The sequence below is a fragment of the Pseudomonas sp. FP2254 genome, from assembly GCF_030687695.1.
GTDB lineage: Bacteria > Pseudomonadota > Gammaproteobacteria > Pseudomonadales > Pseudomonadaceae > Aquipseudomonas > Aquipseudomonas quebecensis.
Genome location: NZ_CP117444.1, coordinates 1,501,732 through 1,518,796 on the forward strand (window position 1 = coordinate 1,501,732; position 17,065 = coordinate 1,518,796).

Sequence of the window (17,065 nt, forward strand, 5' to 3'; positions counted from 1 at the left end):
GGAAGGTAGCGTCGAGAGTGTAGGAGATGCCCAAAAATGGGCACCGATTTTTCAATGCACCATTTGGGGGATTTGTCTCAGGCCAACAGGTCCTGCAAGGTCGCGAGGTTGTCGGCGTCTTCCACACTTTTATCCTGGCGCCAGCGCAACATTCGCGGGAACCGTACCGCAATCCCGCTTTTATGGCGCTTGGACAGAGCGATGCCCTCAAACCCCAACTCGAACACCATGCTCGGCGTCACGCTGCTGACCGGGCCGAATTTTTCCACGGTGGTCTTGCGCACGATGGCATCGACCTTGCGCATTTCCTCGTCGGTCAGCCCGGAGTAGGCCTTGGCGAACGGCACCAGCGTGCGTTCGCTGCCCGGCGGGCCATCCCACACCGCAAAGGTGTAGTCGCTGTAAAGGCTGGCGCGCCGCCCGTGGCCGCGCTGGGCGTAGATCAGCACCGCGTCGACGCTGAACGGGTCGACCTTCCATTTCCACCACACGCCCATGTCCTTGGTGCGGCCCACGCCGTAAAGGCCGTCGCGTGCCTTGAGCATCATGCCTTCCACCCCCAGCCTTCGCGAATCCTCGCGCTGCTGCGCCAGATCCTGCCAGGTCGCGCCCGTCAGCAGCGGCGAAGGCAGCAGCACGGGTTGGTTGCACTGGGCGATCACCTGTTCCAACTGTGCCCGGCGCTCGGCCTGGGGATGGTTGCGCCAATCGTGACCCTGGTGTTCCAGCAGGTCATAGGCGAGCACTGCCACTGGCGCGTCTTCCAGGACTTTTTTGCTCAGGGTCTTGCGACCGATCCGCTGTTGCAGCAGGGCAAAAGGTTGCACTGCGTCCTTCCACACCACGATCTCGCCATCGATCACCGTGCCGTCGGGCAGGCCGCTCACCAGGCTGTGCAGTTCAGGAAAACGCTCCGTCACCAGCTCCTCGCCTCGGGACCAGACCCACAGGCGGCCCTCGCGCTTGACCACTTGCGCGCGAATGCCGTCCCACTTCCACTCCACCTGCCAGTTGCTGGGTGAACCAAGCAGGGTGTCGAATTGCTCCACCGGTTGCGCCAGGCCATGGGCCAGAAAAAACGGATACGGCTGCCCGCCACGCTGAGCGTGTTCGTCCGACGATTCGGCGGCGATCAGCTTCAGATACCCTTGCGGCGTAGGGCGATTGGACAGATCGGTGTAGCCCACCAGCCTTTGTGCCACTCGCTTGCTGTCCAACCCGGCCATCGCCGCGAGGGCGCGGGTGACCAGCAGTTTGGACACCCCCACACGGAAGCTGCCGGTGATCAGCTTGATACACACCATCAGGCTCGGTTGATCCAGTTGCGCCCACAGCGCCGGCAAGCGTTCGGCCAGCTCCGCCGGCGGCAGGCCACGCAAGGGCAACAGTTTTTCCTCCAGCCACACGGCCAGGCCGTCCTCCGAGGTGTAGGGCGATTCCGGCAGCAGCAGGGAAACTGTCTCGGCCAGGTCGCCCACCGATTGGTAGCTTTCTTCGAACAGCCACGGCTCGATGCCCGACGCCTCGGTGGCCATGTCACGCAGCAGGCGGGTCGGCACCAGTTGCCGTGGCCGCCCACCGGAGAGGAAATACACCGCCCACGCGGCGTCGGCCGGCGGGGCCTGGCGGAAGTAGGTCTGCAAAGCGGCAAGCTTGGCGTTGCTGGAGGTGGTGGCGTCGAGGTTGGCGTACAGCTCGGCGAAGGCCTTCATGCCGAGACCTCTTCTTCGTCGTCCCCGTATTCGGTGGTGAAGCCCTGTGCATCCAAGCCTTTTTCGCGCAGATGGCGAACCAGGACGCCGACGGAGCCGTGGGTCACCATCACCCGCTCGGCGCCGGTTTGCTCGATGGCCCACAACAGGCCCGGCCAGTCGGCGTGGTCCGACAGGACAAAACCGCGATCCACTCCGCGCCGCCGTCGGGTGCCGCGCAGGCGCATCCAACCGCTGGCGAAGGCATCGCTGTAATCGCCGAAGCGGCGTATCCATGTGCCGCCGCCGGTGGAGGGCGGCGCGATGATCAGCGCCTGGCGCAGCAGCGGGTCGTTTTTCTTGAAATCGCCGGCGTACAGGGTTTCGGGGATATAGATGCCGGCATCGCGATACACCCGGTTCAACGGCTCGACCGCGCCGTGGCAGAGGATCGGGCCGATGCTGGCGTCGATGCCATGCAGGATGCGCTGGGCTTTGCCGAAGGAATAACAGAACAACACGCTGGCTTTGCCATTGGCGATATTCCCACGCCACCACTCGTTGATTCCCGCAAAGATCTGCGCCTGCGGCTGCCAGCGGTAGATCGGCAGGCCGAAGGTGGATTCGGTAATAAACGTGTGGCACCGCACCGGCTCGAAGGGCGCGCAGGTGCCATCGGGCTCGACTTTATAGTCGCCGGACGCTACCCAGACTTCGCCCTGATATTCGAGGCGCACCTGGGCCGAACCGAGTACATGCCCCGCCGGATGGAAACTCAAGGTTACCCCGTGGTGCACCAGACGTTCGCCGTAGGGCAAGGTCTGCAGGTTGATGTCATGCCCCAGTCGCGAGCGCAGGATGCCTTCGCCGGGCGCGGCTGCAAGGTAGTGGGTGTTGCCGGTGCGGGCATGGTCGCCATGGGCGTGGGTGATTACGGAGCGTTCCACCGGGCGCCAGGGGTCAATGTAGAAATCCCCGGCGGGGCAATAGAGGCCTTCGGGGCGGGCGATGACAAGGTCCATGGGATGACCGCAAGAGGGGCTTGTTACTTATGAGGCAGGGGCGAGCGCAGAAGTTCTATCTGAATGCATGTGGATCCTGGTTGTTCCAGCAGGCTACCGATGATCAACGGCGAAACCGGCTGATCGTACTTCAATAGACGTTCGACACTGGCTGAAAAGGTGGGAGGGGCATAGGCATCTGCATCAATCTAAAGGCAGACACCTGACTCTGTGGTGAGCCGGTTTACCACAACAAGCCCCTCCTGCATTTTCCAGCGTTTACTTGCCTGGGGTCAGGGTCAGGCGGGTCTTGCCGTACACCTTGTCGAAGTTCTGCGGCTGCATCGGGAAGCTCAGGTATTGCGCCTTGAGCGACGGGTCGATGCCATTGGCATAGTTCGGACTGGCCGGGTTACCGGATTGGCCGATACCGCCCTGGCCCATCATCGGTTCCGCCTGGCCGAAGTCGACGATCATGCGCAATGCCGGCACCTGGGTAGTGTTGAAATCCTGGCCCCAACTGTAAGGCGCCGAGTTCAAGGTGTTGTGGTCGCCGCCACTGGCCAGCGGCCCACGGATCACTTGGCCTTGCGCGTTTTTCCAGGTGGTGCTGTGCAACTTGCCCCACTGCCACGCCTTGTGGTCCGTACCCAGTTGGCTGTCGCCAGCGGTAATGGCGGCCGCCAGGCTGCGTGCGAGGATCGTCGGCTTGTCTTCCTTCTGTGCGGTGCGCACGTCGTCCCAGAACGGGCTGTCTTCACGGCCCAGCAGGTGGTCGGCCTGGGCGGCGTAGGAGAGGCCGGCGTTGCTCACGAAGGCTTTCCAGCTGGCGCTGTTTTCCGGGCCGAGTTCGTCGAGGAAGATCTGTCGGGTGCTCTCCTGCAGGAACAGTTCGTAGAGCGCTGCGTCCGAGGACGTCGATACCAGGCGACCATCGAATGCCATCAAGCGCTTCAGCGCTTCCCGTGCCTTGGCCTGCTCGGCGGCCGGCAACCCATCCATCGCCTGCTTCAATGGCTGGGCCATGCCCGGCGCCTGGAACATGCTCTTGAGCTTGGCGGCGAAGGCCGTGGTCTGGTCGTATTGCATGGCGATCACGCTGCGGCTGTCGTGTTTGCCGGCATTGGCCAGTTGCGCCAGGCGTTCGCTGCGCTCCGGCGCATCCCAGGAGTTGGATAGCTGCATGCCATAGCCGCGTGGCGCGGTGCGCTGGTTGGCGGTGCCGATCCAGCCCTGGGGCGGGTCCTGATCATAGGGGTGCAGCATCGCATCGGCGTAACCGTCCCAGTCAAAGCGACCCTCCCAGCCCGGCGACGGCAACAGGCCTTCACCTTCACGGCGGTTGGGAAAGCGACCGGTGACCTGCCAGCCGATATTGCTGGCGTCGGCGAAGATCATGTTCAGGGCGATCGCGCGGATTTCCCGGGTGGCGTCCGAGGCTTTACCGGCATTTTGCGCGCGGGACAGGTCGAAGAACGCGTCCAGGCTCTTATCATCTTTGAAGTCGGCGCTTTGCAGGGCCAGGCCCAAACCGCTGGTCAAGGCCTGGCTGCTATTGAGCAGAGCACCGTGGCGGGTTTCGTAGACGACTTCGCGGATTGAGCGTTGGCCCTTGATAAAGAAGGTTTCGTTACGCACGCCGGCCGGCAGCCATTTGCCGTTGTTTTCGTAATACAGGGCGGAGCCCTGGCGTTTGACCTTTTCCAGGAACAGGTCCTGGGTGTCGCCCTTGACCGCGCTCATGCTCCACGCCACTTTGCCGTTGAACCCGGACAGCAGTGTGGGCAGCCCGGCAATCGAGGCACCCACGGCCTGGTATTTCGGGGCGCGGATCTGCACGTAGCTCCACGGCGACGGTGCCTGTGGCTGGGCTGCGAGATCGCTGGCCAGCAGGCTCTTGCCGGCGCGGCTGCGCTGCGGACCGATGGCCCAGTTGCTTGACGTGGTGACCGCCAGCGCGTTGAGGCTGCTCAACTGCTGACTGACCGCGTCGAGTCCCGCCAGGCCGGTGATCTGGCCCAGATTGATGCCTTTGAGTTTGTCGGCTTCGGCCAGTGGGATCGGCTCATCCGGCGCGCTTGGTGTAAGCCAGGCGAGCTTGTCGACGCCAACTTTCTGCGCCAGCACCAGGGACGCCAATTCCTCCTGCAGGTTGGCCGACTCGCTGAAATTGAGCAGGCAGAACAGCAGTGCGGAATCTTCCGGTTTCCAGTACTCGGGCGTGTAGCCGGTCTGGGCCAGATCCGGCGGCAGCTTGTCGCGGTAGCGGAACAGATAGGCATTGACACCGCGGGCGTACACTTCGAAGAACCGCTTGAGGCGCGGCGACGAGGCGTTATACAGCTCGCCGGCACTTTTTTTCAGGTTGACCGCTCGCATAAAGCGGTCCACGTCCAACACCTCAGGGCCCGACATTTCCGCCAGACGGCCCTGGGCCAGCAGGCGCAGGGTGACCATCTGCTGGATCCGGTCGCTGGCGTGCACGTACCCAAGGCTGAACAGCGCATCGTGGAAGGTGTTGCTTTCGATCAGCGGCATGCCCTGGGCATTGCGGCGCACCGACACATTCTGGGCCAGGCCCTTGAGCGGCTGTACGCCGGCCACCGGCGGCAGGGTGTCCTGGGTGCTTTGGAGTTGGCAACCGGCCAGGCTCAATGCACTGGCCACTGCCGCGGCAACGCCGAACCGGGGAAGAAAATGTGAAAGGGCTGGCGAGGCCATGGCAAAGCTCCTGCGGGGGGTAGCGTCAGTAAAGGCGCTACGTTAGTGAACGCGGTGAAACGACGCAAGCAGGAGTTGTGTAATTGCGTAAGCCTTGGGCAAAACAGTGTGGGAGGCGGTTGGAATCCTCCCACGAGGGTCAAGTGAATGTCAGCGGTCGCGATCAGGCGCCGTGGCACTTCTTGAATTTTTTCTCGCTGCCGCATGGGCAAGGATCGTTGCGACCAACGTCCTTCAGCGCATTGCGCACCGGCTCCTGGTGAGCATGACCGCAGTTCGGGCCGTGGACATGGCCGTGGTCATGATCATGGTGAACGTGATCGTGATCGTGGTTGCAGTCAGGACCATGGACATGGGGTTGTTGAGTCATCGATGTCGCTCCGGAATAAAATCGCCGGGGATTATCTGCCCATTGTGCGCGACCTGCACGTCATAACCGATGAATAATCCGGTTTTCAGCTCGCCTTCCAGACGGTAAGGCACGGGCTTGTCGGGTTTTTTCAGCATCTGCACCACATCACGTATCTGCGGCCACAGGTTGGTGCGCACCGTGACCTTGAAAACGGCGTGGCCGTGCGGCGCCACAGTCAGCCATTCATTGGACTCGCCTTCGGTCAGCACGAAATCGCCCAGGCTTACCTTGTAGACCAAGCCGCGCACGGTCAGGTCGGCGTCGTCGCGGTTGTCTACACGAAAGTACAGCTTGAATTTCTGCTCCAGCAATTTGGCGCGCACCACCTCGACCTTCACCAGCGACACGTGAGGCGGTGGCGTGTCGTCTTCGAACCACGACGCGCAGCCGCTCAGGCCGAGGGTTAACGCCAGCATCAAGCTGTATATCCGAAGCATGGCGCGATTCCTGGGGGTTAGAGGTAGCTGGAACAACACTTCTTGAATTTCTGCCCGCTGCCGCATACGCAGGCATCGTTGCGACTGGCCTTGACTTGCACTGTAGGGTCAATGAAGTACCAGCGCCCGTCATTCTGTACGAAAGAGGACTGTTCGCGGTGGCTATGTTCGCCGGTGCTGTCATGCCAGCGTGCGGTGAAGGTCACGAACGCGTGTTCCGGCTGGCCGCCGAACACCTCCGAACTTTCCACCTCAAGGCCCAGCCAAGTGCTTTGGGCGCTCCACGCGGCGATGGCGTCGCGGTCCAGGCCGGCCTGTTGCGCGGGCAGGGTGGTGGCCACCAGATAATCCACCAGGCCCAATACGTACGCGCTGTAGCGCGAGCGCATCAACGCGGTGGCACAGGGCGCCGGGTGGCCGGCGTGATAATGGCCGCAGCAGGCATCCAGCAGGTTGCCACTGCCGCAGGGGCAAATGGATGTACTCATCGGGATCACCACCAGTACTTTCCGAAGTTTTCCGGGTTGGCCCAGAACCGGGCGTTGAGCCAGTCGGGCACCTGTTTATAGTCAAGCAGATCGTAGGTGAACAAGGTCAGGACCTGCTCGTCGCGCTGGAAACGCTCGCCGGCCTGCAGCGCCAGGGAGTAGAAGTCGGTGTCCTTCCAGTCGCAGGCGCCCAGGTCGACCAGCACGGCAATGCGGCTGGCATTGAGGTTGCGGATGCCGCCGAGCAGCGTCAGGCCCTGGGGTTTTGACAAGTGTTCCAGGCAGTCGACCACCAGCGCCAGGTCAAAACGCTGGGCCGCCAGGTCTGCCGGCAACGGGCCGGGCCCGGCACAGCACACTTGGCTGTCCGGGTGCGCTTGTTCAAAGGCCTCCAGCGCCGGGAACCGACCGACGCTCAACACCAGCAAGCGTTTGGGCGCGTGCTGGTCAAGGAGGGCGGCCAGGGCTTGCTGGGGTGTACGGGCAGAGTTACCGGCGGTCATCACAGATCCTCACATCAGGACCATAGAGACTAGCGCGGCTGAGCGTGCGGGCCTAGAGCGGGTGGTGGCGAAAAAGTCCTGTGAAGCGGTCAATCCCAATGAATCCGGGGCTGGTACAGTTGAAAAGAGCGCGCTTTATGCTGCGGCCCCGGCGCGAGAAGTCGCGCGCTGAAACTGTACTACGCAAATCCACAACAACCGCTGACCGCCGTTGCCCCAGTGGAATCCGCTGGGGTGTTGCCGCCAGGCCTCCTGCATCGTTCCCTTCTCAAGTTTTTTGATCCTTCACTGGCAAACCGTCCGTAGAAGTCGTTACTGTGCGTCCAAAGAAAAATTCGAAAATACTCAGGAGCCCCATGATGCGTAAGGTTTTTCTGTTGGCCCTGTTGGTCAGCCCCATTGCCCTGGCCCAGAGCGTCAGTGTGGAAACCAACTCGTTGATGCGCCTGCCCAGCAGCACCAGCGTGTTGCAACTGGAACGCCTGGACGTGGCGGACTACGGCACCTTGCTGGTGCCGGCCACCATCAGCCAGGTCACCGTGGAAGAGTTGCATCTGGGCCGCGACGCGCGCATCGCCATTGTTCCCGGCAGTACCGCGCTGCAATTGCAGGTGCGCCAGGCGCAGCTGGACCCTGGCAGCCAGATCACCTCGCGTGGGGCTCCCGGCACCCATGAAAAACCGGCCAAGGCCGGGCGCGACCTGACTTTGCGCATCAATGCCCTGACGGCCGAAGAACTCTCGGTGGACGCCCGTGGCGGCGCCGGTGCCCAGGGCTACGCCGGTCTGGATGGCGCCAACGGCGAAGACCCGGGCTGCACCTGGGGCGCGGCCGGGCGAGGCGCCAACGGGGATAATGGCGGCGATGGCTTGCCAGGCGCGGCGGGCGCGCAGGTGCGGGTCGAGTTGCCGAAAGACTTCCCGGCCGAACGGATCAAGGTGTGGGTGGATGGCGGTCCGGGCGGCCTTGCCGGAACGGCGGGCAAGCCGGGTAAAGGTGGGCAATCCAAGGGCTGCCTGGTGTACCGCACCGAGGGCGGCGAAAAAGGCCGCCCAGGTTTGGAAGGGCAGCCAGGGCCTGCCGGGCCGGCGGGTGCCGTGACTATTCAGCGGCTCTGAAACGCCGCAGCGTCAAGCTGCAAGTCAAGGCTTGCAGCTTGCCTGACCCTCAGAACATCGGTCGCGCCGAAGCAATAGCCACCACCACCAGCCCGATGATCAGGTTGCTCCCCACCAACCTGCGAATCTGTCCCAGGGCCGCCGCGCCCGCCGGCCAGTCCTCGGCCACCACCGCCGCGCGCAGCGCCGGGAATTTCAACGCCTGGATGCGGATAAACAATGCGGTCATCACCAGATACAAGCCCATCATCACCTGCACATAACGCGGCGCGGTTTCAAAGCCGTTGAAGCGCAGGTGCAGCAGGCCGACACCGCTGATCGGCAAAATCAGCACCGCCACCCAGATCCACACAAAAAAACGTTGAAACACATTCGCCCACAACCTGAGCCGGGCAGGGCCTTCAAGGGCCGCCACAGCGGCGGGGCGCAGGATCATCCAGGCGAAAAACATACCGCCGACCCATACCAGGGCGGCCAATACATGCAGGGTGTAAGCGAGGCTGAAGACGGTCATTGCGGTACTCCGTTCTGCGCGGGATTAATTAGCGGGGTATGATAGCCGCCGATCCGAACCACTGAAAATTTATCCAGCGTTTTTTGCGCCCGACTATTCATGATCAGCACTGAACTCAAAACCACGATCCAGGGCGCCTACACGCGTTTTCTCGAAGCCAAGAGCTTGAAACCGCGCTACGGCCAACGCCTGATGATTGCCGAAGTGGCAAAAGTCCTCGGGGATATCGACACCGACGACGAAGGCCGCCGCGAAGGCGAGCCTGCGGTCGTGGCCGTCGAGGCGGGCACCGGTACCGGCAAGACCGTGGCCTACAGCCTGGCCGCGATCCCGACCGCCAAGGCCGCCGGCAAGCGCCTGGTGATCGCCACCGCCACGGTCGCGCTGCAGGAGCAGATCGTCTATAAGGACCTGCCCGACCTGATGCGCAACAGCGGCCTGAACTTCACGTTCGCCCTGGCCAAGGGCCGTGGCCGCTATATGTGCCTGTCCAAGCTCGACGTACTGCTGCAGGAAGGCCACGCGCAAACCGCCACCGCGCAGCTGTTCGAAGAAGAAGGCTTCAGGATTGAAGTCGATGAGGCCAGCCAGAAGCTGTTTACCAGCATGATCGAGAAACTGGCCGGCAATAAATGGGACGGTGACCGCGACAGTTGGCCCACCGCCCTGGAAGATTCCGACTGGGCGCGCCTGACCACTGACCACAGCCAGTGCACCAACCGGCATTGCCCCAACTTCGGCCAGTGCGCCTTTTACAAGGCCCGCGAAGGCATGGGCAAGGTCGATGTGATCGTCACCAACCACGACATGGTGCTGGCCGACCTGGCGCTGGGCGGCGGTGCGGTGTTGCCCGATCCGCGCGACACGCTCTATGTCTTCGACGAAGGCCACCACCTGCCCGACAAGGCCATCGGCCACTTCGCCCATTACACGCGCCTGCGCTCTACCGCCGATTGGCTGGAGTCCACCGCAAAAAATCTGACCAAACTGCTGGCCCAGCACCCGCTGCCCGGCGATCTGGGCAAGCTGATCGAGCAGGTGCCGGAGCTGGCGCGGGAGATCAAGACCCAGCAGCAGTTCATGTTCAGTGCCTGCGAGCAGGTGGCCGACTTCAAGCCCGGCGAAGACGTGGAAGGCCGCGAACGGCCACGCCACCGTTTCGTCGGCGGCCTGATCCCCGAGCACATGCGCGAAATGGGCATCGAGCTGAAGAAGGGTTTTTCACGCCTGACCGACCTGTTCACCCGCCTCACCGACCTGCTCAAGGAAGGCATGGATGGCGAGGTCAACATCGGCATCGCCAGCAACCAGGCCGAGGAGTGGTACCCGCTGTTCGGCAGCCTGCTGTCGCGCGCGCAGGGCAACTGGGAGCTGTGGACCGCCTTTACCGTCGAAGACCCGGAAGACAACCCGCCCATGGCGCGCTGGCTGACCCTGGCCGAAAGTGGTGCGCTATTCGATATCGAGGTCAACGCCAGCCCGATCCTTGCCGCCGACATGCTGCGTCGCAACCTGTGGAACGTGGCCTATGGGGCCTTGGTGACGTCGGCCACATTGACCGCGCTGGGTACGTTCGATCGTTTCCGCATGCGCGCCGGGCTGCCGAAAAAAGCCGTCACCGCCGTGGTGCCGAGCCCCTTCCACCACGCCGACGCCGGCGTGCTGAGGGTGCCCGACCTCAAGGCCGACCCACGGGACGCGGCGGCCCACACCGCGGCAATCATCCGCGACCTGCCGGAACTGGTCGAAGGCTCGCGCGGCACCCTGGTGCTGTTCTCGTCGCGCAAGCAGATGCAGGATGTGTTCGACGGCCTGGATCGCGACTGGCGCAAGCAGGTGTTTATCCAGGGCAACCTGTCCAAGCAGGAGACCCTCAACAAGCACAAGGCGCGGGTGGACGGCGGCGACTCCAGTGTGCTGTTCGGCCTGGCGAGTTTCGCCGAGGGCGTGGACTTGCCGGGGGCCTACTGCGAACACGTGGTGATCGCCAAGATCCCTTTCTCGGTTCCGGACGATCCGGTCGAAGCGGCGCTGGCCGAATGGATCGAAGCGCGTGGCGGCAACCCGTTCATGGAAATCTCGGTGCCGGATGCCTCGCTGAAGCTGGTGCAGGCCTGCGGCCGCCTGCTGCGTACCGAACAGGATCGGGGCACCATCACCTTGCTCGACCGCCGACTGGTCACTCAGCGCTATGGCAAGGCTATCCTTAACGCATTGCCGCCGTTCCGGCGCGAAATTTCTTAATCCACCGTGGGCGAATTCGCCCACTTTGTGGTCTATCTCATCACCGTCATCACAGGCCATTCACCGGCCGTCTGGGAGAACCTTGCTCGTATGATTCGCACGCTGCCTGCTCTTTTTGCCTTGCTGTTCGCAGCGCCCTTGATCGCCGCGCCCGCCGGGCAGCAAACACTGTTCAACTTCGTCCGACCTGCCGATGTGGTCAAGGTGGCGACCCAGGACGCCAGCCTGCCGCAATACAATGCCGAGCAAACTCCCGAGGGCGAGGTGCTGCGGCGCATCACCTTTAACCCGGCGGCCGAACCGAGCCTGGTGCTCAGCCCGCAAAGCGGTGCATGGGACTGGTCGCAGTCCGGGGCCGTGAGCCTGCGCATTCAAAGTGCCATGGACTGGGCGCTGACCTTGTATGTCAAGGTGCAGAGCAATGACGGCCGCACGTTGACCAGCCGCATCGACCTGCCGGCCGGCCCGGCCCAGACCTTGCTGATCCCGCTGCAAGCCAACTCGGCGCTGAGCCAGGGCATGAAGGCCGGCCCGCCGATGCCGATCACGGTGGACGGCCAGCGTGTACTGTTGGCCAGCAGCGCCGGCGAGATCGACCGCAGCCAGGTGGTGTCGGTCAGCGTGTCGATGCTCAATCCCAATGTGGCCCAGAGCATCCTGCTGGAGCGCTTCGGCGTACAGGACGTGGAACCGGTCATCAAGGCAGCCTACAGCGAACTGGTCGACGCCTATGGTCAATCCACTCGTGCGCGCTGGCCGGAGAAGGTCAGCAGCGATGAGCAACTCAAGGCTGGCGCCGCCAGGGAGCAGCAGCAACTGCAGGCATGGCTGGCCACGCGGGACAAATCCTCGCTGGACCCTTACGGCGGCTGGAACAAAGGCCCTGCGTTCACCGCCAGCGGCTTTTTCCGCACCGAAAAACGCGACGGCCGCTGGTACCTGGTGACCCCTCAGGGACATCCGTTCTATTCCCTCGGCGTAAACACCGTGGCTGCGGACAATAGCCAGACTTATGTGGCCGGTCGTGAATGGATGTTTGCCGCCTTGCCCAAGGCCGGCGAGCCCTTCGATAAATATTACGGCAGTGCTGATCACCGCACCGGCAACGGTTCGGGCGAAGGCCGCAGCTTCGGCGCCGGGCGCTGGTACGATTTTTACCGCGCCAATCTGGAACGCGCCTACGGCACGGCAGGGTTCGACCAGAAACGCTGGGTCAACCACACCCTCGACCGTTTGCAGGCCTGGGGCTTTAACACCGTAGGCAATTGGAGCGACCCGGACCTGGCCACCGCCGACCGTGTGCCGTACACCTTGCCGCTGTCCATCGTCGGCGACTACGCCAGCATCAGCACGGGCACCGACTGGTGGGGTGGCATGCCTGACCCGTTCGACCCACGCTTTGCCATGGCCACCGAACGCGCCGTGGCCATCGCCGCCCGCGATCATCGCGACGACCCTTGGCTGATCGGCTTCTTCGCCGATAACGAACTGGCCTGGGCCGGTCCTGGCGATGACCCCAAAGCCCGCTATGCCCTGGCATATGGCACCTTGCGCATGACCACCGATGTACCGGCCAAGCGTGCGTTTCTTAAGCAATTGCGCGACAAATACCGCAACGAGGAGGGCCTGTCGAAAGCCTGGGGGATCGAGCTTACAGGCTGGGAGCTGATGGAAGATCCCGGTTTCGAGCCGCCGATGCCCAGCCCTGCGCACCCGGAAATCGAGGCCGACTTCAAATACTTCCAAAAAACCTTCGCCGATGCGTATTTCAAGACCATCTCCGACTCGCTCAAATGGCACGCCCCCAACCAGTTGCTGCTCGGCGGCCGCTTTGCGGTGAGTACGCCGGAGGCCGTGGCGTCCTGCGCGCAGTATTGCGACGTGCTGAGCTTTAACATGTACACCCTCAAACCCCAGGATGGTTATGACTTCGCCGCCCTGCGTGCGCTGGACAAGCCGGTGCTGATCACCGAGTTCAACGTTGGCTCGGCCGACCGTGGTCCTTTCTGGGGCGGTGTGACGCAGTTGGCCAGGGAAGAGGATCGCGGCGCGGCGTATGCCAACTTCCTCAAGCAAGCCATGGCCGAGCCGTCCATTGTCGGCGTGCATTGGTTCCAATATCTGGACCAACCCGTGACCGGCCGTTTGCTGGACGGTGAAAACGGCCATTTCGGCCTGGCAGGCATCACCGATGTGCCATTTCAGGGCTTCGTCGAGAGCGTGCGCAAAAGCAACCTGGCGGCGGTCGAGCAACTGGGCAAGGAAGCCGAGAAAGCCAATGCGGCCGCGGCAGCGCAGGAAAAGGCAGGCGGTCGCTCGGCCCATGACGGCAAAGGCGCTGCGCAGGGCGCCGGGCACGCGGGTGGGCATTCTGGAAATGGTCATTGATTCAGCGCTGACGGGTTCACAAACCCCACAAGGGCTGGAACAATGTCGCCCACTTTTCATGGTGCTTCACGAGGGGGCTTAGGTGCAGATTCAGGGTCATTACGAGCTCCAGTTCGAAGCGGTACGTGAAGCCTTCGCCGCGTTGTTCGATGACCCGCAGGAGCGTGGAGCGGCGCTGTGCATTCAGATCGGCGGTGAGAGCGTGGTCGACCTGTGGGCCGGCACCGCCGACAAGGACGGCGCTCAAGCCTGGCACAGCGACACCATCGTCAATCTGTTCTCCTGTACCAAAACCTTCGCCGCCGTCACGGCCCTGCAACTGGTGGCCGAGGGCAAGCTGCAATTGGACGCACCGGTCGCCCAGTACTGGCCGGAATTCGCGGCGGCCGGCAAGCAAGACATCACCCTGCGCCAATTGCTGTGCCACAAGGCCGGTTTGCCGGCGATCCGCGAGGCCCTCCCCGCCGAAGCCCTGTATGACTGGAAGCTGATGGTAGACACCCTGGCTGCCGAAGCCCCGTGGTGGACACCGGGGCAGGGCCATGGCTATGCGGCGATCACCTATGGCTGGCTGGTCGGCGAGCTGCTGCGGCGTGCCGATGGCCGTGGGCCAGGCGAATCGATTGTGGCGCGGGTCGCGCAGCCGCTGGGGCTGGACTTTCATGTAGGCCTGGCCGATGACCAGTTTCATCGGGTTGCGCATATAGCCCGCAGCAAAGGCAATATGGGCGATGAAGCCGCGCAACGTTTACTGCAAGTAATGATGCGTGAACCGGCGGCCATGACCACGCGGGCTTTTACCAACCCACCGTCTATTCTGACCAGCACTAATAAACCCGAATGGCGACGTATGCAGCAGCCAGCGGCAAATGGTCACGGTAATGCGCGCAGCCTGGCCGGTTTTTATAGTGGTTTGTTGGACGGTAGTTTGCTGGAAGCTGACATGCTCGAACAATTGACGCGCGAACACAGTATCGGGCCGGATAAAACATTATTGACCCAAACCCGCTTCGGCCTGGGCTGCATGTTGGATCAACCCCACTTGCCCAATGCCACATTCGGCCTTGGCGCCCACGCTTTCGGGCATCCGGGGGCGGGCGGTTCGGTAGGTTTTGCCGATCCTGAACATGATGTAGCGTTTGGGTTCGTCACTAATACACTCGGCCCTTATGTACTTATGGACCCGCGTGCGCAGAAGTTGGTCGGAATATTGGCCGGTTGTCTGTAAAACCCTTGCCGTTTCACAATTTTTTGTTACAAAGGCAACTATAAAAGGCGCTGAACGAAATCATGTAACTTAAATGTTCTGTAAGCGTCTGTTTAACGGGTCGCTCAGACCCCCGTTTCTTTTCTCATTTTGTGGATATCTCATGTTATCGAACAAGTCCTTGGCTCTGGCGCTTTGCCTCACTGTTACCGGCTGTGCACAAACTCCACAAAATGATGCCGAAGGTGGGCATTGGTGGTCATTCGGATCGGACAAGGCGGCTACCAAGGACGTTGTGAGCCAGGCCGATGCCAAGCCGGAGGCTAAACCCGCCGCTGGCGCCAAGCCTGCCGCACCGGCCACCGCTGCTGCTCCTGCGGCGACGCCTGCCCCAGCGCCTGCGCCGGTGGCCAAGGCCGACACCGGCTCCAGCTGGTGGCCGTTTTCATCCAAGAGCGCCGATGACAAGGCCGCCGACGCCAAGGCCGATCTGAAAGCCGATCTCAAAGCCGCAGACCCGGCCCCAGCCGTGGCCAAGACCGACACGGAGACCCATTGGTGGTGGCCGTTCGAAAGCAAGCCAAAGCCATTGGCCAAGGTCGACGTCGCCAACGTGCAAATGCCTGACCCGAAAATCACTCAGGCCTGGCTGGACGACTACGAGCCGCGCCTGCGTGCTGCCATCAAGGACAGCAACCTGCAATTGGAACGCCGCGACAACGTGCTGGTGGTGATTGCCCCGGTCGACGGTTCCTACAACCCCAAGCGCCCGGCGATGTTGTTGCCAGTGACGCTGGGGCCGTTTACCCGTGTGGCCAAGGCGGTTGAGTCCGATCCCAAGACCGCCGTGCTGGTCCTGGGGCATGTCGACGCTACCGGCAGTGCCCCGGCCAGCCAGGCGTTGACCAAGGAACGTGCGCAGTCCATCGCCTCGATTTTCAGCCTCAGCGGCCTCAAGCAAGACCGCCTGATGCTGCGTGGCATGGGTGACCTGATGCCGCGTGCGGCCAACGACAGCAACCAGGGACGCGCCCTGAACCGTCGCATGGAAATCATGTTCACCCAGCGCACCACCATGCTGGCGTTGCTGAACAAGTACAACTCCGGCAAGACCCCGCCCGTGGCTGAAATGGTAGCCGTGCAGAACGTGCCGGCCCCTGCGCCGGCCGCCAAGGCGCCGGCAAAAAAAGCCGCTGCCGCCAAACCTGCCGCCAAGAAAGCCGCCGCCAAGCCGGCTGCCAAAAAGGCGCCTGCCAAGCCTGCCGCGAAGAAACCTGCTCCGGCCAAGGCCAAGGCGGCAGATCCGGCTGCAAACGACCAGGCGAAAAACTGACCCGCTGAACCAAAAGGATAAAGCCGCATGACCCAGGCACTGGCCGATATGCGTCGTGACTACACACGGGACGGTTTGAGCGAGGCCCAAGCCCCGAGCGAGCCGTTTGCGTTGTTTCACCAGTGGTTTGCCGATGCGGTGAAAACCGAGCAGCCGCCGGTGGAGGCCAATGCCATGACCCTGGCCACGGTCGATCAGGACGGTCGACCTCACTGTCGTATCCTGTTGCTCAAGGGCCTGGATACCCAGGGCTTTACCTTCTTCACCAACTACGAAAGCGCCAAGGGCCAGCAGCTCGCGGCGCGGCCGTTCGCGGCCATGACCTTCTTCTGGCCGACCCTGGAACGCCAGGTGCGCATCGAAGGGCGGGTGGTCAAGGTCACGCCTCAGGAGTCGGACGCTTATTTCCAGGTTCGTCCACTGGGTAGCCGCCTGGGCGCCTGGGCCTCACCGCAGAGCCGGGTGATTCGCGACCGTGAAGCGCTGCAGGAGCTGCTCAAGGCCACTGAACAACGCTTCAGCGACAGTCAGCCCGACTGCCCCGAGCATTGGGGTGGCTACCGCCTGTTGCCCGAGCGCATTGAGTTCTGGCAGGGCCGCGCCAGCCGCCTGCATGACCGCCTCAACTATCGTCTGCAAGACGACACCCAGTGGGTCCGCGAGCGCCTGGCGCCCTGAGCTTCACCTTTCGTCACTTCAACTGAATGATGCCCTTCACCCCGCGGTCTCTGTTCAAGAGACTGCGGGCGTGTAGTGCTGCGCGGCGTCTTTCAGCCAGCCTGGCAAGTCCCTGCGTTTGATCCTCAGGGCGCGCGCCGTCTCCAGTTGTTGCAGCATGAAACTGCGTTTATGCGGGTCATCACCTGCCAGTGACAGCGCGAGGTCGCGATCCACCCAGCGGCGGATGCGCACGTAGAGCCAGCCGTGGAAATACAGGCCGGCGAGGGTTGTGACTACAATGATGAAATAGTCCATGGATGTCCTGATGACGACCGGGGTGTTACTGTT

Annotated in this window: 15 protein-coding genes; 6 read left to right on the forward strand and 9 right to left on the reverse strand. The window is 62.8% G+C overall.

The features are described 5' to 3' along the window. Nucleotides 1-77: 77 nt before the first annotated feature. The 7 genes from PSH94_RS06885 to PSH94_RS06915 form a co-directional block, all read right to left on the reverse strand. The gene (locus tag PSH94_RS06885; RefSeq protein ID WP_181079337.1) at nt 78-1,712 is read right to left on the reverse strand and encodes an ATP-dependent DNA ligase; all 1,635 of its coding nucleotides are present in this window, start codon (nt 1,710-1,712) and stop codon (nt 78-80) included. After that, the gene (locus PSH94_RS06890; RefSeq protein ID WP_181079339.1) at nt 1,709-2,713 is read right to left on the reverse strand and encodes a ligase-associated DNA damage response exonuclease; all 1,005 of its coding nucleotides are present in this window, start codon (nt 2,711-2,713) and stop codon (nt 1,709-1,711) included. The genes PSH94_RS06885 and PSH94_RS06890 overlap by 4 nt, the downstream gene beginning before the upstream one ends. A gap of 258 nt (nt 2,714-2,971) precedes the next feature. Then, a complete protein-coding gene (locus PSH94_RS06895; protein ID WP_305436946.1) occupies nt 2,972-5,413 on the reverse strand; it encodes a penicillin acylase family protein in 2,442 nt (813 codons plus the stop codon). A 163-nt stretch (nt 5,414-5,576) separates the two neighbouring features. Beyond that, the gene (locus PSH94_RS06900) at nt 5,577-5,783 is read right to left on the reverse strand and encodes an SEC-C metal-binding domain-containing protein (RefSeq protein WP_181079345.1); all 207 of its coding nucleotides are present in this window, start codon (nt 5,781-5,783) and stop codon (nt 5,577-5,579) included. Beyond that, nucleotides 5,780-6,262, reverse strand: a complete 483-nt coding sequence (locus PSH94_RS06905; protein ID WP_181079348.1) for an LEA type 2 family protein — start codon at nt 6,260-6,262, stop codon at nt 5,780-5,782. Before PSH94_RS06905 ends, PSH94_RS06900 begins: the two co-directional genes overlap by 4 nt. A gap of 17 nt (nt 6,263-6,279) precedes the next feature. Next, complete coding sequence (locus PSH94_RS06910) at nt 6,280-6,750, reverse strand: YchJ family protein (RefSeq protein WP_253510982.1); 471 nt, start codon at nt 6,748-6,750, stop codon at nt 6,280-6,282. A 5-nt stretch (nt 6,751-6,755) separates the two neighbouring features. Beyond that, nucleotides 6,756-7,253, reverse strand: coding sequence for a DUF6231 family protein (locus PSH94_RS06915; RefSeq protein ID WP_253510985.1), 498 nt, complete (start codon nt 7,251-7,253; stop codon nt 6,756-6,758). A gap of 359 nt (nt 7,254-7,612) precedes the next feature. Between PSH94_RS06915 and PSH94_RS06920 the strand changes: the two genes are divergently transcribed. Next, entirely contained in the window at nt 7,613-8,371 is a 759-nt protein-coding gene (locus tag PSH94_RS06920) for a collagen-like protein (RefSeq protein ID WP_181079356.1), read from the forward strand. A gap of 49 nt (nt 8,372-8,420) precedes the next feature. Here PSH94_RS06920 and PSH94_RS06925 read toward each other — a convergent pair whose 3' ends face one another. Next, a complete protein-coding gene (locus PSH94_RS06925) occupies nt 8,421-8,885 on the reverse strand; it encodes a CopD family protein (RefSeq protein ID WP_253510991.1) in 465 nt (154 codons plus the stop codon). A 99-nt stretch (nt 8,886-8,984) separates the two neighbouring features. On the opposite strand from PSH94_RS06925, the gene dinG reads away from it, so the two are divergent. From dinG to pdxH, 5 genes are all read left to right on the forward strand, one after another. Then, nucleotides 8,985-11,129 (forward strand): ATP-dependent DNA helicase DinG, encoded by a 2,145-nt coding sequence (dinG, locus tag PSH94_RS06930; protein WP_181079360.1) that lies wholly within the window; start codon nt 8,985-8,987, stop codon nt 11,127-11,129. 90 nt (nt 11,130-11,219) lie between these two features. After that, on the forward strand, nt 11,220-13,517 hold the full coding sequence (locus PSH94_RS06935) for a beta-galactosidase (protein WP_181079363.1): 2,298 nt from the start codon (nt 11,220-11,222) through the stop codon (nt 13,515-13,517). Between the two features lie 82 nt (nt 13,518-13,599). Then, nucleotides 13,600-14,745, forward strand: a complete 1,146-nt coding sequence (locus PSH94_RS06940) for a serine hydrolase domain-containing protein (protein ID WP_181079365.1) — start codon at nt 13,600-13,602, stop codon at nt 14,743-14,745. A gap of 142 nt (nt 14,746-14,887) precedes the next feature. Continuing rightward, a complete protein-coding gene (locus PSH94_RS06945) occupies nt 14,888-16,057 on the forward strand; it encodes an OmpA family protein (protein WP_181079368.1) in 1,170 nt (389 codons plus the stop codon). 27 nt (nt 16,058-16,084) lie between these two features. After that, nucleotides 16,085-16,735 (forward strand): pyridoxamine 5'-phosphate oxidase, encoded by a 651-nt coding sequence (gene pdxH, locus PSH94_RS06950; RefSeq protein ID WP_181079370.1) that lies wholly within the window; start codon nt 16,085-16,087, stop codon nt 16,733-16,735. 54 nt (nt 16,736-16,789) lie between these two features. On the opposite strand, the gene PSH94_RS06955 is transcribed toward pdxH, so the two are convergent. After that, nucleotides 16,790-17,032, reverse strand: a complete 243-nt coding sequence (locus PSH94_RS06955; protein ID WP_181079373.1) for a hypothetical protein — start codon at nt 17,030-17,032, stop codon at nt 16,790-16,792. Between the last annotated feature and the right edge of the window lie 33 nt (nt 17,033-17,065).

Coding starts and splice junctions, on each gene's coding strand:
- PSH94_RS06885 (WP_181079337.1), bottom strand. CDS start 1,712: ATGAAGGCCTTCGCCGAGCTGTACGCCAACCTCGACGCCACCACCTCC.
- PSH94_RS06890 (WP_181079339.1), bottom strand. CDS start 2,713: ATGGACCTTGTCATCGCCCGCCCCGAAGGCCTCTATTGCCCCGCCGGG.
- PSH94_RS06895 (WP_305436946.1), bottom strand. CDS start 5,413: ATGGCCTCGCCAGCCCTTTCACATTTTCTTCCCCGGTTCGGCGTTGCC.
- PSH94_RS06900 (WP_181079345.1), bottom strand. CDS start 5,783: ATGACTCAACAACCCCATGTCCATGGTCCTGACTGCAACCACGATCAC.
- PSH94_RS06905 (WP_181079348.1), bottom strand. CDS start 6,262: ATGCTTCGGATATACAGCTTGATGCTGGCGTTAACCCTCGGCCTGAGC.
- PSH94_RS06910 (WP_253510982.1), bottom strand. CDS start 6,750: ATGAGTACATCCATTTGCCCCTGCGGCAGTGGCAACCTGCTGGATGCC.
- PSH94_RS06915 (WP_253510985.1), bottom strand. CDS start 7,253: ATGACCGCCGGTAACTCTGCCCGTACACCCCAGCAAGCCCTGGCCGCC.
- PSH94_RS06920 (WP_181079356.1), top strand. CDS start 7,613: ATGCGTAAGGTTTTTCTGTTGGCCCTGTTGGTCAGCCCCATTGCCCTG.
- PSH94_RS06925 (WP_253510991.1), bottom strand. CDS start 8,885: ATGACCGTCTTCAGCCTCGCTTACACCCTGCATGTATTGGCCGCCCTG.
- dinG (WP_181079360.1), top strand. CDS start 8,985: ATGATCAGCACTGAACTCAAAACCACGATCCAGGGCGCCTACACGCGT.
- PSH94_RS06935 (WP_181079363.1), top strand. CDS start 11,220: ATGATTCGCACGCTGCCTGCTCTTTTTGCCTTGCTGTTCGCAGCGCCC.
- PSH94_RS06945 (WP_181079368.1), top strand. CDS start 14,888: ATGTTATCGAACAAGTCCTTGGCTCTGGCGCTTTGCCTCACTGTTACC.
- pdxH (WP_181079370.1), top strand. CDS start 16,085: ATGACCCAGGCACTGGCCGATATGCGTCGTGACTACACACGGGACGGT.
- PSH94_RS06955 (WP_181079373.1), bottom strand. CDS start 17,032: ATGGACTATTTCATCATTGTAGTCACAACCCTCGCCGGCCTGTATTTC.